At 42.0% G+C, this 15,789-nt stretch carries 9 protein-coding genes and 1 CRISPR repeat array; of the genes, 7 read left to right on the top strand and 2 right to left on the bottom strand.

Translation table 11 applies throughout. The annotated features are described in order from the left end of the window. Positions 1-377: 377 nt before the first annotated feature. The 7 genes from C7R73_RS01905 to cas2 all read left to right on the top strand — a co-directional run bounded on the left by C7R73_RS01905 (position 378) and on the right by cas2 (position 8,569). On the top strand, positions 378-2,825 hold the full coding sequence (locus tag C7R73_RS01905) for a CRISPR-associated helicase/endonuclease Cas3 (protein WP_106448884.1): 2,448 nt from the start codon (positions 378-380) through the stop codon (positions 2,823-2,825). Positions 2,826-3,072: 247 nt separating this feature from the next. Then, positions 3,073-3,768, top strand: a complete 696-nt coding sequence (cas5c, locus tag C7R73_RS01900; protein WP_106448883.1) for a type I-C CRISPR-associated protein Cas5c — start codon at positions 3,073-3,075, stop codon at positions 3,766-3,768. A 15-nt stretch (positions 3,769-3,783) separates the two neighbouring features. Next, positions 3,784-5,634 carry a type I-C CRISPR-associated protein Cas8c/Csd1 gene (cas8c, locus tag C7R73_RS01895; RefSeq protein WP_106448882.1) on the top strand — a complete coding sequence of 617 codons (1,851 nt, stop codon included), beginning with the start codon at positions 3,784-3,786 and terminating at the stop codon, positions 5,632-5,634. 103 nt (positions 5,635-5,737) lie between these two features. After that, complete coding sequence (gene cas7c / locus C7R73_RS01890) at positions 5,738-6,595, top strand: type I-C CRISPR-associated protein Cas7/Csd2 (protein WP_106448881.1); 858 nt, start codon at positions 5,738-5,740, stop codon at positions 6,593-6,595. Further along, positions 6,585-7,253 (top strand): CRISPR-associated protein Cas4, encoded by a 669-nt coding sequence (gene cas4 / locus C7R73_RS01885; protein ID WP_106448880.1) that lies wholly within the window; start codon positions 6,585-6,587, stop codon positions 7,251-7,253. Before cas7c ends, cas4 begins: the two co-directional genes overlap by 11 nt. After that, positions 7,237-8,268, top strand: coding sequence for a type I-C CRISPR-associated endonuclease Cas1c (gene cas1c / locus C7R73_RS01880; RefSeq protein WP_106448879.1), 1,032 nt, complete (start codon positions 7,237-7,239; stop codon positions 8,266-8,268). The genes cas4 and cas1c overlap by 17 nt, the downstream gene beginning before the upstream one ends. A 19-nt stretch (positions 8,269-8,287) precedes the next feature. Continuing rightward, positions 8,288-8,569: a CRISPR-associated endonuclease Cas2 gene (gene cas2, locus C7R73_RS01875; protein ID WP_338064707.1), complete on the top strand. Its 282-nt coding sequence runs from the start codon at positions 8,288-8,290 to the stop codon at positions 8,567-8,569. 157 nt (positions 8,570-8,726) lie between these two features. After that, a CRISPR array of direct repeats spans positions 8,727-14,658; the repeat unit is 32 nt; unit sequence GTCGCACTCCTCGTGAGTGCGTGGATTGAAAT. Positions 14,659-14,860: 202 nt separating this feature from the next. Here the strand turns inward: cas2 and C7R73_RS01870 are convergent. Both C7R73_RS01870 and mazE read right to left on the bottom strand, forming a co-directional pair. Next, positions 14,861-15,382, bottom strand: a complete 522-nt coding sequence (locus C7R73_RS01870) for a type II toxin-antitoxin system HicB family antitoxin (RefSeq protein ID WP_106448877.1) — start codon at positions 15,380-15,382, stop codon at positions 14,861-14,863. Between the two features lie 127 nt (positions 15,383-15,509). After that, the gene (mazE, locus tag C7R73_RS01865; protein ID WP_106448876.1) at positions 15,510-15,740 is read right to left on the bottom strand and encodes a type II toxin-antitoxin system PemI/MazE family antitoxin; all 231 of its coding nucleotides are present in this window, start codon (positions 15,738-15,740) and stop codon (positions 15,510-15,512) included. Positions 15,741-15,789 lie beyond the last annotated feature (49 nt).

Here is a 15,789-nt window from a genome sequence, read left to right as displayed (position 1 = left end):
TAAATTGAAAGCAGTAGAAGATTTGGCTGCAAATGGGGTTAAGCAGTGCAAGTTACAATCTGATGGTATACTTTTTCCGATCCGTAGACCACTGCAGAGAGCGTTGTAAAAAATTTCCGAATGCCAACTGTAACTGCTAGAAAAGGGTTGAATACACTATCTGGAGCGGGATTTTTGTATGCGGATACAACCGAAATTACGAGCAGAAAGTACCGAAACTATGATTTGGATAGAATTTTCAATTAAATAATGTTTGTAATAATAAGAAAATAAATATATTATTAATGCATAAATATTAAACAACGAACTTTCGAAATATTTCTAATTGAGAAAATAATCAGCAGAAAATCTACTACTATAGATTGGTGGCTATCAAATTGGAATCAATTGCGCATATTAGAAGGAATGATAAAAAAATTCAGACAGTTGAACAGCATCTGTTAGAAGTGAAGAATTTAGCAGAATTGTATGGCAAAGAAGCTAAAGTGAGTCATATTACAGGTTTAGCAGGGGTGCTGCACGATTTAGGAAAATTTACCCCAGAATTTTCAAATTATATTAAAGCTGCTTCAGAAAATCCAGATAATCCTCCGAAGAGAGGTAGTGTGGATCATTCTACTGCAGGAGGTATGTTTTTGTATGAATTATTCCATAAGAAAGATTCTTCTAGAAACGAAAAAACCCTTGCTGAATTGGTAGGTAATGCAATCATTTCCCACCATGGTTTTTTAAAAGACTTCAATAATCCTTCTCTAGAATCAAAATATTTGGAACGAGTGAGCAAGGATGGAAAAAAAGAAGTCTACGCAAAGTATGATGAATTTAGCAGTTACTTTTATGAAAAAGTAATGGATGAGGAATCGTTTTCAAATTATGTAAACAAAGCAGTGGTCGAACTAAGCGAGTACATTTCACAATCACCAACTCAAATGCGAACAAGTTTGTATTATTTAACTACATTTGTATTCAGTGCGCTAGTGGACGCGGATAGGACAAATACCCGTCATTTTGAAGATGAAATAAACGAACAAAAAATAAGTAATCATGAATTGTTCCAATTATACGAAAAAAAATTAAATGACCATTTGGTTGAACTGCAGCAAAGTCCTAAAGCGAAATCTGAAATCAACCAGCTGCGAATGGAGATGTCAGATCAGTGCGAGAAGTTTTCTGAGAATGAGAGCGGAATCTATTCGCTCTCTATCCCTACAGGAGGAGGGAAAACGCTAGCAAGTTTAAGATACGCACTGAAGCATGCACTAAAACACAACAAAGAAAGAATCATATATGTGATTCCTTATACTTCTATCATCGATCAGAATGCAAAGTTGGTTAAAGAAATTCTAGACGATGACGTAAATATTATTGAGCATCATTCCAATGTCGATTTCGTCCCACAAACTGAGAATGATTTGTCTGAAGAATTGGATGAAATGCTGGTAAATAAAACTGAGAAAATTCGGCTGGCAACAGACAACTGGGATGCACCGATTATTTTTACCACTATGGTCCAATACCTGAACGCCTTTTATGCCAAAGGAAACAGATACACAAGACGATTACATAATTTGACTAATGCCGTCATCATTTTTGACGAGGTGCAAAAAGTTCCTTCAAAATGCCTCTCTTTATTCACAGAATCAATAAATTTTTTGGACAAAATGGGAAATAGCTCAGTTTTACTATGCACAGCTACCCAACCTAGTTTAGAAACTATTAAGCGGAAAATTCACGTGAAAAATGAAATTGTAGAGAATTTACCCGATGTGGTGAAAGCTTTCAAAAGAACTGAAATAATCGATAAGGTTAAGGACGGTAAGATGAGTAGAGAGGATTTGAAATATTTTGTAGGAAATATTATGGATATGAATCAGAGCCTACTCATCATTTTGAATACAAAAAGAGTTGCAAAGGAATTATATGCTGAGCTAGAGACATCCAATGTTGATGCAACTGTCTATCATCTCAGCACATCAATGTGTGCAAAACACAGGATGGATGTTTTGGAAAAGGTTAGGGAAGATTTGAAGAATGGAAAAAAAATTATATGTGTGAGTACTCAATTGATTGAGGCTGGTGTTGATGTTAGTTTTGAATGTGTCATTAGATCTCTTGCGGGGATAGACTCTATCGCTCAAGCTGCAGGCCGTTGCAACAGAAACGGAGAAAAGGAAATAGGAAATGTCTACGTCATTGATTATGGCGAGGAAAAATTAGGTAGCTTATCAGAAATAGAAAAAGGACAAAAAGTTACCCGGCAAAAACTGATTGATTTAGCGGATGAGCAAGGTGGAAACAAAGTAGATTTGTTGTCTCCAGAAGTCATAAAGTTATATTTTGAAAAATACTATAATGAAATCGAATCGTTGTTGGACTATCCACTTAAAATTATAGGTGGAAATATGAATACAACAATGGTGAATGTTTTACTGAGTTGCCCTTTTATGAACGAATACATCAGCAAATCAAAAGAGAATAGAAGTAAGGTAACCTTACTGCAAGCTGCACATAGTTATGCAGCGGAACAATTTTTCGTGATAGATCAGAATACAAAGTCCATCATCGTACCATATGATAAAGTCGGTGAAGAGATAATTGCAGATCTAAATCGGCCGTATGGTATAGAAAAGCTAGCATCATTGTTAAAAAAGGCGCAACAGTACACAGTGAATGTGTACGAGAATGATTTCAAAAAGTTGAGCGAAAGTAGGGCTTTACACTATCTTTATGACGGTTCAATTTACACAGTTGTACCCAGTGCATATAGTGAATTCTATGGAATAGATCTTGATAATAACAGTGCTATACCAGATATACAAATATAAGTAACTCCTCATGTTTCTGATGCTAGAGGCAATAAGAAAAGGCTTATCCAAAAGATAAGCCCATCTCTTATAATACATAATACATATTTCAATCCACGCATTTAGCGACAGGTAGATTATACCATATTTTTGAATTTGAATAAAATATAAAAAATATAAGTTCATGTAATATCTTTTATAATATAAATTTGCATTGGAAGAATTAAAGTAATACAATGAACATAAATAATATGAGAGAAGGGTAGAAATGAGAAACAGCGTCGAATTTATTGTATACGGACCCTATGCTTTGTTCACGGACCCTCTGACTAGGATGGGCGGGGAAAAATTATCCTACCAGTTGCCAACGTACCAATCGCTTAAAGGTATAATTGAAAGCGTTTACTGGAAACCTACCATCATGTACTATATCGATGAAATCAGGATAATGAATCCAATAAGAATGGAATCAAAAGGGATGAGGCCTATCAATTATGGAGGTGGAAATACACTTGCAAACTATACCTATCTTCGGGATGTTAAGTATGAAGTGAAGGCACACTTTGAATTCAATCCGTATCGTCCGGATTTGATTTCTGATCGTAATGAACACAAACACCATAATATCCTTAAAAGATCAATCGAAATAGGAGGGAGAAGGGATATCTTCTTGGGCACAAGAGAGTGTCAGGCCTACGTTGAACCAGTAAAATTTGGTGAAGATAAGGGCTATTATGACGAAGCTGAAGAAATGCATTTCGGGACAATGGTCCACGGGTTTAATTATCCCGATGAAACGGGTAAAGATCTGTTGGAAGTTCGATTATGGAATCCGGTGATGGAGAATGGTGTTATCAAATTTACTAGGCCGGAAGACTGTAAGAATATCAGGACTATCAAGAAGATGAAGGCGAAGCAATTCGATGAATCAAATGTAAATTTTGAGATGGATCTAGATCTATAAAGAAAGGAGAAATCAATGAGTTGGCTATTGGATTTATATGAAACCTACGAAAACAATGAGGACTATGTAGGGATAACTGAACAGAAAAGGAATGGACAATCATTTATGCTACTTCCCATTTCTCATACCACTCAATCTGCACACATAGAAGTTCTCGTAACAGAAGATGGAAACTTTCACTCAGCTTCAGTAATCCCTAAAGACGATGCGATTACAGTTATCCCTACCACTGAAGAGTCTTCCAGTCGTGCGGGTGCAAAAACAGCCCCATATCCTTTGCATGACAAGTTGAGTTATGTGGCAGGCGACTATAATTCGTTCGGTGGAGACCCTAAAAAAGTAAATGATTATTCCGTGTACATCAAGCAACTACAAGAATGGAGCGAGTCGCCATTTGTGACCTCAAAGATAGACAGTATATACAAGTATCTGTCTAAAGGAGAGCTGATTACTGATCTGGTAAAAGATAAAAAACTTTGGGCAGATGAAAACCACAAATTGCGGACAAAGTGGGACAGTTCTCTAGGAGACAGACCTGAAATATTTAGTGTGGTTACCGGGGATCAAGATGCAGCCTTTGTTAGATTCGATGTTTATTATCCGGATAAAGTCAGTAAAAAAATATGGATGGATCCGGAGGTACAACAGAGTTTCATTGATTTTTACAACACGAAGCTGCAAAATGATGATCTCTGTTTTGTGACCGGGAAAATGCAGCCAGGTACGGAAAGACATGCCAATAAAATCCGTAATCCTGCAGATAAAGCAAAGCTGATCTCCGGGAATGATACGAGCGGTTTTACATTTCGGGGCAGATTCAATACATCCAAAGAAGTGGCAGGAATAAGTTACGAAGTTTCACAGAAAGCGCATAATGCTTTGAAATGGCTCATAAATAGGCAAGGAAAAGATATAGATGGAAGAGTGGTTCTAGTGTGGGGGAATGACAAACTGGATTATGTCGATCCTTTGGCAGGGGGCGAGGAAGTAGCTGGTTATGCCCAAACTCAACAGTCATTTTCTATTGAATTATCCAAGGCTATTGATGGTTATAAAAATGATTTAGAAACAGACTCCAAGGTAATCATTCTAGTATTGGATGCTGCTACAACAGGAAGAATGGCAGTAATCTACTACAGGCGAATAGATGCTGAAGAATATCTGGACAAGATAAAACAATGGCATTACAACCATACCTGGAGACAGATTGGTGAAGAAAAGAAAGTATTTTTTGGTGCTCCATCAATTAAAAATATTGCAGTAGCTGCACATGGCGAGAAATCGAACAACAAAGTTATCAAGTCCGTAATGGAAAGACTGCTTCCTTGTATCATTGATGGAAGAACGATTCCCAAGGACATAATAGATTCTTGTGTCAGAAGAGCGAGTAATCCGGTTGCTATGGAGAGATGGGAATGGGAGAAAGTATTAAGCATTGCATGTGCTTTGGTAAATGAGAAGGGAGCGGACGGTGTGGGATTAGATAATAACATTAAGGATAGGAGCTATTTATTCGGCAGATTATTAGCAGTGGCGGATGTCCTTGAAAATACTGCGTTACGGGCCGACGAGAAAAAACGAATTACGAATGCGGAGAGGTATATGAGTGCGTTCTCACAACACCCTAGTCGGACGTGGGAAATCATCCAAAAAGCAATTCAGCCGTATAAAGCAAGGCTAGGAGAAAAATCAATTTTCTACACAAAACAAATAGATGAGATACTTTCCAAAATTGAATTTGAAGATTTCAATGATAAACCATTGAAGAGTGTCTATTTGTTAGGTTATTCCAGCCAACGGCAAGAATTATATACCAAAAAACAGAAAGTTAAGATTTTAACTGAAACAACATCAGACGATGAATAAGTAAAAGCATAAATAAAAAGGAGGAAACAAACACGTTCGTTGTCGCGGCGATCCGTGTCGCATTTTTCTAAGTAAAAGCATAAATAAAAAGGAGGAAACAAACATGTCAGTATTAGATCACAAAATTGATTTCGCAGCAATCATTTCGGTGACAAAGGCCAATCCTAACGGAGATCCCTTGAATGGTAATCGTCCAAGACAAAACTATGATGGAAAAGGCGAAATGTCAGATGTATGCATTAAAAGAAAAATACGCAATAGACTTCAAGATATGGGAGATTCAATTTTCGTACAATCGCAAGATCGAACAGATGATGGTTTCCAATCTCTCAGGGATCGCGCGGACTCTAATGAAACATTGAAGAAGGCACTAGGTGATAAAAAATCTAAAATAACGTCGGACGAGTTTGCATCGGTTGCTTGCTCTGAATGGGCAGATGTCAGAAGTTTTGGTCAAGTGTTTGCATTCAAAGGCTCTGAACTTTCAGTTGGCGTAAGAGGGCCAGTTTCGATACAGACTGCCGTCAGCGTAGATCCGGTAGATGTGACAAGCATGCAGATCACAAAAAGCGTTAATTCTACAACTTCAGATACAAAAGGGTCGGACACAATGGGGATGAAGCATTTTGTAGAATTCGGTGTTTATGTATTGAAAGGTAGTATCAATACCCAGTTAGCTGAAAAAACTGGGTTTACAAACGAAGATGCTGAGAAAATCAAAATGGCGCTTCAAACGTTATTTGCTAACGATGTATCCTCGGCGAGACCCGATGGCAGCATGGAGGTGAATAAAGTCTACTGGTGGGATCATACGTCCAAGCTAGGGCAATATTCTTCAGCAAAAGTGCATCGCTTGCTATCGCTTGAAAAGAAAACCGAGCACCCGTCTTCTTTTGAAGATTATGCTGTAGAACTTGCCTCGTTAGATAATTTGAATGTGGAGATTCTGGATGGTTTATGATGAAGATGACTTTCTTTTATTATCAGGAATTCAACATTTTGTATTTTGTAAACGACAGTGGGCATTGATTCATATCGAACAGCAATGGGAAGAAAACGAATTGACGATTGAAGGGCAAAATCTTCATAAAAAGGCTGATGAGCCCTTCATCAGAGAAAAAAGAAAAGACAAACTCATCATTCGCGGAATGCCGGTAAAATCCTATAGTTTAGGCACATCAGGTATTTGTGATGTTGTTGAATTTATTCAGAATGAAAATGGCGTATCCATACATGGTGAGAAGGGGCTCTATCTGCCAATTCCGATTGAATATAAACACGGAAAACCCAAAGAAAATGATGCGGATATTCTGCAAATGGTTGCTCAAGCCCTTTGTCTAGAGGAAATGCTTTTATGTTCGATTGATGGAGGATATCTATTCTATAATGAAACCAAACGAAGATCTGAGATACAAATTACCCCGGAGTTACGTGATAGAGTAAGGAAAATGTTTGCTGAGATGCATGATTTGTACTTAAAAAGACATACCCCAAGAGTGAAAACAGGCCCACACTGTGAGCGATGCTCATTAAAAGATATTTGCCTACCTAAGCTAATGAATAAGGAATCAGTCAGTTCCTATTTGGAAAGGAGGCTTGGTTTTGAAGAAATTACTTAATACAATTTACGTGACCACACCAGATTCCTATCTTTCTTTGGATGGCGATAATCTTGTAGTGTTGAATAATGACAAGAGAATCGGTAGAATCCCTATGCATAATATTGAATCTATCGTTACATTTGGCTATACAGGTGCGAGTCCAGCCTTGATGAGATACTGTGTAGAGCATAATGTATCCTTGACTTTCATGAGACAGAGTGGGAAATTTATGGCAAGGGTAATCGGTCCTTCAAGGGGAAATGTAACTCTTCGAAAAAAACAGTACCAAATTTCCGAAAATGAGAGTGAATCAGTGAAAATCGCTCGAAACTTTATTATCGGGAAAGTCTATAATCATAAGTGGATACTGGAACGAGCAACTAGAGATCACCCTTTGTCAGTAGACATAAAATCTTTCAAAAATGCTTCGCAACAGCTTGCTGTTTTGTTGAAAGAAATAAAGGTCTGCGATAACTTTGAATCATTGAGGGGCTTGGAAGGGCAAGCTGCAGTCAGTTATAACCGTGTGTTTGACGAAATGATTTTGCAACAGAAAGAGCATTTTTATTTTCATGGAAGAAACAGAAGGCCTCCACTCGATAATGTAAACGCCATGTTATCATTCGCGTATACATTACTGTCGATTGATATTGCCGGAGCTCTGGAGCAGGTAGGGTTAGATGCATATGTTGGTTTTTTTCATCGTGACAGACCAGGCAGAGCATCGCTAGCTTTGGACTTGATGGAAGAATTTCGCGGAATCATGGCAGACAGGTTTGTAATTTCTTTAATTAATTTGAAAGTCATTAATGAAAAAGATTTTATCCAAAAAGAAAATGGCTCTGTGATTATGACCGATGAGGGCAGAAAGAAATTTATATCAGCTTGGCAGAGTAAAAAACAGGAACCCATTACACACCCATTTTTGGATGAAAAAATAACCTGGGGATTAGCTCCATATTCTCAAAGTCTGTTGCTTGCACGGTCTTTAAGAGGAGATTTGGATCAATATCCACCGTTTCTATGGAAGTAGGTGAAGTGTTATTTTAGCATTGATAACCTATGATGTCAGCGTAACGGATAAAGCAGGTAGGTCTAGATTGCGCAAGGTAGCAAAAACTTGCCAAAATTATGGGCAAAGGGTACAAAATTCTGTATTTGAGTGTATTGTGGATAATACACAACTTACCGAATTAAAAATAAAGTTGTTGGATATTATTGATACGAATGAGGATAGTTTAAGAGTGTATATCATCGGTAATAACTACAAAAATAAAGTTGAACACTTCGGAACAAAAAAAGCTATGAATCTGGAGGATGTATTATTCTTCTAGTGCGAACCTGAAGTGAACATAAAAGTACTAGAAGCTTCGCACCTCGAAAATATAATATAATTGTCGTGATTAGTTTAAAGTTTATTGTAAAAACGAGTTATAGTGAGTTTATCTGTTGGTTTATACATAAATTCATTGATTATCGCTATAATTCGCAGTCGCACTCCTCGTGAGTGCGTGGATTGAAATTCATAGCGATTGCCGATAACAGTGAAATGTATTGGAGTCGCACTCCTCGTGAGTGCGTGGATTGAAATCTTAACCTTAAAATCACGGATACCGACGTTGTTAGTCGCACTCCTCGTGAGTGCGTGGATTGAAATTATCTATGCGATGGTGGATAAAGGGTTAGAAACGGTCGCACTCCTCGTGAGTGCGTGGATTGAAATTTCAATATCGATAAATTAGCAGAAGAGCGACTTGTCGCACTCCTCGTGAGTGCGTGGATTGAAATTTACTTGTCTCAGGATTTAGCATTGAAGCCATCCGGTCGCACTCCTCGTGAGTGCGTGGATTGAAATAAATCATCACGCTTGAAAAAATCAAACTTTTCAAAGTCGCACTCCTCGTGAGTGCGTGGATTGAAATCTAGTGCCGTGGATAACTCGACGTTGCTATCTGAGTCGCACTCCTCGTGAGTGCGTGGATTGAAATGGATTGTTTATGGTCAGCAACCATTTTCGGGATTGGTCGCACTCCTCGTGAGTGCGTGGATTGAAATGAAAGCGGCGTGGTAGTCATCAAGGATTGGAAGAGTCGCACTCCTCGTGAGTGCGTGGATTGAAATTGTTTCAGTCATGATGAACCTCCTAGAATGTCATGTCGCACTCCTCGTGAGTGCGTGGATTGAAATAGATCCAACGGCCAAGATTCGAACGCCTAAGCAAGTCGCACTCCTCGTGAGTGCGTGGATTGAAATCTCACTGACAACGATGTATCTTAATGTTGTAGAGTCGCACTCCTCGTGAGTGCGTGGATTGAAATCAGTATGAAGCCCAGGCATGGGAAACAATCACGGCACGTCGCACTCCTCGTGAGTGCGTGGATTGAAATTTGGATAATTACATGGCCACCTTGTCCGGCAGTTGTCGCACTCCTCGTGAGTGCGTGGATTGAAATGAGAGCAAACATATGAAGTTGTCGAGTGCTTCAGTCGCACTCCTCGTGAGTGCGTGGATTGAAATTCAAACTGTAATTATTATCAACTGAATAACTAAAGTCGCACTCCTCGTGAGTGCGTGGATTGAAATACTTGTTACGGGTATGGATAAAATAGCGACGTTTGTCGCACTCCTCGTGAGTGCGTGGATTGAAATGCTGAAGTTCGCATCCAGAAGCGATTGGGCGAGGGTCGCACTCCTCGTGAGTGCGTGGATTGAAATTCCAAGAGCGTGCGCAACACGATTCAGGAAGTGGTCGCACTCCTCGTGAGTGCGTGGATTGAAATACTCCGAACCTGCCGCGTAATGTGCAGGAAGAAATGTCGCACTCCTCGTGAGTGCGTGGATTGAAATAAAGACAATGTACTATCGTTCTTCGGAATCAAATGTCGCACTCCTCGTGAGTGCGTGGATTGAAATCATCATGGACGGCGGGCTGACAGCGCGTGTGAATGTCGCACTCCTCGTGAGTGCGTGGATTGAAATAGGTGCAGCTTTGTCAGCTTGCAAGCCTGACAGTTGTCGCACTCCTCGTGAGTGCGTGGATTGAAATATTCATTTGGCTTCCTCCAATTCCATCAGCGTCAGTCGCACTCCTCGTGAGTGCGTGGATTGAAATATCGACGAAACCGGACGGACACGTTACAAGCAGGTCGCACTCCTCGTGAGTGCGTGGATTGAAATCGGCAACATGGATAGGACACCATCAACGAGAGCGTCGCACTCCTCGTGAGTGCGTGGATTGAAATCACTCCGATAGTTGCATCGTAATTGGCGGGATCCGTCGCACTCCTCGTGAGTGCGTGGATTGAAATTCGTGTTCCCACACCCTTAATCGAGCCATCGCTTGTCGCACTCCTCGTGAGTGCGTGGATTGAAATCTCTTTGTCGTATGGCTGATAGCGTTGTGTCGAGGTCGCACTCCTCGTGAGTGCGTGGATTGAAATCGTATACTGCAATTCCATATCCACTAACTCTTTATGTCGCACTCCTCGTGAGTGCGTGGATTGAAATATACCCTTGTCAACGAACGACTTCCCGGCAAACAGTCGCACTCCTCGTGAGTGCGTGGATTGAAATTCTCGCTGCTGCGACACTTAGCGATAATTGCGCTTGTCGCACTCCTCGTGAGTGCGTGGATTGAAATTAAATTGTTTCGTTTCGTCGTCAATGGTATAATCGTCGCACTCCTCGTGAGTGCGTGGATTGAAATATACCGTGATGCCATACGCGCCTTCTCCGTCACCACAGTGCGTCGCACTCCTCGTGAGTGCGTGGATTGAAATAGAGCATCTGCACATTTAAACGGTATCAATGCCGGTCGCACTCCTCGTGAGTGCGTGGATTGAAATAGCTTTACTACATCGGCGTCAGATATAAGAGTGGGTCGCACTCCTCGTGAGTGCGTGGATTGAAATACAGTCCGGCTATAACGGACCTTTCGAAGCGGCCGTCGCACTCCTCGTGAGTGCGTGGATTGAAATCATAGCGATAACGCCAATCAGGATGCCGATTAAAGTCGCACTCCTCGTGAGTGCGTGGATTGAAATTACACCTCTCCAATAAATGTTGTTTGTCAGTTTAGTCGCACTCCTCGTGAGTGCGTGGATTGAAATGCTTTAAAATGTTGCGTGCCTACATTGACGTTAGGTCGCACTCCTCGTGAGTGCGTGGATTGAAATATAAACAAATGAAAGATAAAAGCTTTAATGAGTAGTCGCACTCCTCGTGAGTGCGTGGATTGAAATGAACGATAGCCAATATAGACACATGCAGAATCGGGTCGCACTCCTCGTGAGTGCGTGGATTGAAATAAATGATAGTTGAAGCTATTTTCATGCTAGGATTGTCGCACTCCTCGTGAGTGCGTGGATTGAAATAAACTAGATGATCCATCCGATGCTTACGAGTTGTCGTCGCACTCCTCGTGAGTGCGTGGATTGAAATAGTACCTGTCAGCGTGTATTGAAACCCGCCAGTAAGTCGCACTCCTCGTGAGTGCGTGGATTGAAATCTTGGTGATGTGGTCCCTGTCATCGAAGAGAGCGGGTCGCACTCCTCGTGAGTGCGTGGATTGAAATCCGTCATTCAGCGTGACAATCGTTCTGAGCACGCAGTCGCACTCCTCGTGAGTGCGTGGATTGAAATTATTGGTACGTCAACAAAGCTCCCCTTGGAATACGTCGCACTCCTCGTGAGTGCGTGGATTGAAATTTGTCTGAGTTGGATGGTGTGCCTACCATGCTGAGTCGCACTCCTCGTGAGTGCGTGGATTGAAATCGTTCGATGTCATGCTGAAGCTGAATGCTCCGATAGTCGCACTCCTCGTGAGTGCGTGGATTGAAATAAGGCTGACCCGTCGCTTGATAGCGAAGGCACGCGTCGCACTCCTCGTGAGTGCGTGGATTGAAATACACTCACCTTGCCTATCACGTCCGCAAACGTCGCGTCGCACTCCTCGTGAGTGCGTGGATTGAAATCGTTAAATCAATATCAACCGCTACTGTATTTTCGTCGCACTCCTCGTGAGTGCGTGGATTGAAATACGCTAGGAACGGACTATCAGAACGGCGACATTGGTCGCACTCCTCGTGAGTGCGTGGATTGAAATAGGAATGAGCAAACGCCTTGCCACTGACTTCGTCGTCGCACTCCTCGTGAGTGCGTGGATTGAAATATGTACATGCTGTAGGAGATATTCAACTTTTCAGTCGCACTCCTCGTGAGTGCGTGGATTGAAATTGCGCATAGCGCGATCAGTTCTGTCCTGCTACCGGTCGCACTCCTCGTGAGTGCGTGGATTGAAATTTATCAGCCCATTTCCAGAAGTCGGCAGGATCGATGTCGCACTCCTCGTGAGTGCGTGGATTGAAATGGTACTCTCTCTTTCGGTCAGCCTCTGTACTTGACGTCGCACTCCTCGTGAGTGCGTGGATTGAAATTACCATTATATAAACGGTAAATATCAATGACAAGTCGCACTCCTCGTGAGTGCGTGGATTGAAATAATTTTTCTTGGTCGCCTAACTGATCGGCAGGCGTCGCACTCCTCGTGAGTGCGTGGATTGAAATTAATCGCGTGGTTGAAAGCCCTTAACAATCACTAGTCGCACTCCTCGTGAGTGCGTGGATTGAAATTGGAATCAACTTGAATTTGTCCGTTGACGAGATCGTCGCACTCCTCGTGAGTGCGTGGATTGAAATAATTAAGTGTGAGTTGATATTTGATGAAGGTTTGGTCGCACTCCTCGTGAGTGCGTGGATTGAAATACTTGCTACGCCTTCAATCCTCACTGATCTCTCAGTCGCACTCCTCGTGAGTGCGTGGATTGAAATATCCAGAAGGAAGAGAACGGGCACTACAAGCGGGTGTCGCACTCCTCGTGAGTGCGTGGATTGAAATAACGCTGCGATATCGTGTTTGCGTGCGGCTATTTGTCGCACTCCTCGTGAGTGCGTGGATTGAAATACGCAACGCATCCTGTACAGCCTCATGAACAAGGTCGCACTCCTCGTGAGTGCGTGGATTGAAATAAAAGTCGAGCGCGGGCGCTTTGGCAGGTACGATTGTCGCACTCCTCGTGAGTGTGTGGATTGAAATACTGAGTCAACAGTTGGAACAAACAACCGCCATAGTCGCACTCCTCGTGAGTGCGTGGATTGAAATTCTGGTGTACTTTTGTCGTACATTTGTACGTCATGTCGCACTCCTCGTGAGTGCGTGGATTGAAATTTCTCCACGCGGCTGTTCACGTCCAAGTGGAATAGTCGCACTCCTCGTGAGTGCGTGGATTGAAATCTATTAACGATGTCGAAAAATACGCAAACGTGTTGTCGCACTCCTCGTGAGTGCGTGGATTGAAATAAAAAACCAACGAAAACAGAAAAGTATACTCCCAGTCGCACTCCTCGTGAGTGCGTGGATTGAAATCGGAAATAGTCGGGCATCTTGTTACGGCGTCCGGTCGCACTCCTCGTGAGTGCGTGGATTGAAATTGCGTTATCAAAGTCTGTATCATCGAATCCCATGTCGCACTCCTCGTGAGTGCGTGGATTGAAATGAGGCAACCCTCGACCCGATCGACAAGATGACCGGTCGCACTCCTCGTGAGTGCGTGGATTGAAATAGTCTGGATTTTTTGCTATCCATCAGGAACAAATCGTCGCACTCCTCGTGAGTGCGTGGATTGAAATAACAATCGCGATCGAACCGACTGCCGTCCGGAAAATCGTCGCACTCCTCGTGAGTGCGTGGATTGAAATTTGTAATGCGTCCATCTATTTTCCTCCTTAATTCGTCGCACTCCTCGTGAGTGCGTGGATTGAAATATTGCTGATCTGACTGGCGAAACGGTTGAGGATGTCGCACTCCTCGTGAGTGCGTGGATTGAAATCTGGATGCGGTTATTTTGGAAGAAGCGGATCGCGGTCGCACTCCTCGTGAGTGCGTGGATTGAAATGATGGGGATTACATCTGGATTCACTGGATCGATAATGTCGCACTCCTCGTGAGTGCGTGGATTGAAATGACACGATGCCGGCCAGCTTGGCGGCTGTTTCGGCGTCGCACTCCTCGTGAGTGCGTGGATTGAAATACTCTTTCTATGCCGGCTGGGTTGTGGATGCTCAAGTCGCACTCCTCGTGAGTGCGTGGATTGAAATCGTCCGGGTCCTGCGAAAAGTCGTAGGCGATGCCGTCGCACTCCTCGTGAGTGCGTGGATTGAAATAGCAACCCCTCCAGGGATACGGCCACCACCACCACGTCGCACTCTTCGTGAGTGCGTGGATTGAAATGCTACTAAAAAAGGTACAAACGCAATCGCATGGGATGTCGCACTCCTGGTGAGTGCGTGGATTGAAATTGTATAAATTTATCAAGAAAATCCAAAATGAGTGGTCGCACTCCTGGTGAGTGCGTGGATTGAAATTAGCCTATTTTGTAAGGAAACAATAGCCAATGGGGGGATGTAGTAGTTGTGACTTGTATGCTGTTTTAGCTCAAAGTACACAGGTCAGCATGGTATCAATCCTCACATAAAAAATATCTTAGTCAGCGAATTATACTATTTCTTCATTCTCCATTAGTTTACAATATCTTTGAGCGTCATCCAAAAAAAATAAGCTCAGCCATTAATCGAACAAATCCTTAGCGGATAATGAGGTGAAGGGGTTGTGTAGTTGAGTGGCTTCAATTTCTTCTTTAGAAGAAACGAGCTTGCCAGGTCCTTCCTTAATCCGACTATGTAACCGGATATCAAAGAGTTTTTCTTCGAGCTCCATATTTCTCTTAACCAGCTTGTCGTAGGTGGCTTTGTTGAGTGTAACAGTATCGGATTTGCTAGGGTTAATAATAAAAGTTGGATCTCCTAATTCTACTTCTTTATTAGCCTCACTAAGATCGCTTACAATGTAACTCACAATTGCTTCTGGATTATCGGCTTGTACATCTGATAAAAAGGATACTGTTGGAAGAATTTTTTCATCGTAAAGCATTAAGGCCAATGCCTCAGCCCCATTTGTCATTACCTCCGGAATTCCAATACCTTGAGAAATGGCACCTGGGACATCCGGAAAAGTTACTGTGTATGACCCTGGGGTGTTTTCTCTGTCGTCGATAATTGCTGGATAAGCAACATATTGTGAATGTACCATAATGATTTTCCTCCTTTTGCAAATATGTGGGAGCGCTTAATTTGAACTCAGCTTGATTTAACTAGAGTCTTGTCTTGCTCTTGGTAGACTTGACGTCAATACAGTATGCAACCAGCTTTTCCGCTCTTCATTCTATTTCCTCTCTACCTTGCGGAATGAACAGTTCATCCCGTTCCAAGGGTTGTCTGAACTCATTTTCTTTTGCAATTTCAAAATAATCACGAATTTTTGGGACGAGAGAAATGATGCCATTGTAGCTTTGTTGCAAGTAAAATTCTTCACCTTCAGCAACCCCCAATGATGCGGGGATTGTTATGATAACAGAGTTCCCCTGTTTTCTGGTTTTAATTATCTCCATTGTATTCGCCTCCTTTGATTATTCCACCTAATAATACTATGTTACCACC

Source organism: Trichococcus alkaliphilus (assembly GCF_003008695.1).
In the GTDB taxonomy this organism is placed as follows: Bacteria; Bacillota; Bacilli; order Lactobacillales; family Aerococcaceae; genus Trichococcus; species Trichococcus alkaliphilus.
This window is presented reverse-complemented; position numbering and strand designations above follow the sequence as displayed.

Coding starts and splice junctions, on each gene's coding strand:
- cas5c (WP_106448883.1), top strand. CDS start 3,073: ATGAGAAACAGCGTCGAATTTATTGTATACGGACCCTATGCTTTGTTC.
- cas8c (WP_106448882.1), top strand. CDS start 3,784: ATGAGTTGGCTATTGGATTTATATGAAACCTACGAAAACAATGAGGAC.
- cas7c (WP_106448881.1), top strand. CDS start 5,738: ATGTCAGTATTAGATCACAAAATTGATTTCGCAGCAATCATTTCGGTG.
- cas4 (WP_106448880.1), top strand. CDS start 6,585: ATGGTTTATGATGAAGATGACTTTCTTTTATTATCAGGAATTCAACAT.
- C7R73_RS01870 (WP_106448877.1), bottom strand. CDS start 15,382: ATGGTACATTCACAATATGTTGCTTATCCAGCAATTATCGACGACAGA.
- mazE (WP_106448876.1), bottom strand. CDS start 15,740: ATGGAGATAATTAAAACCAGAAAACAGGGGAACTCTGTTATCATAACA.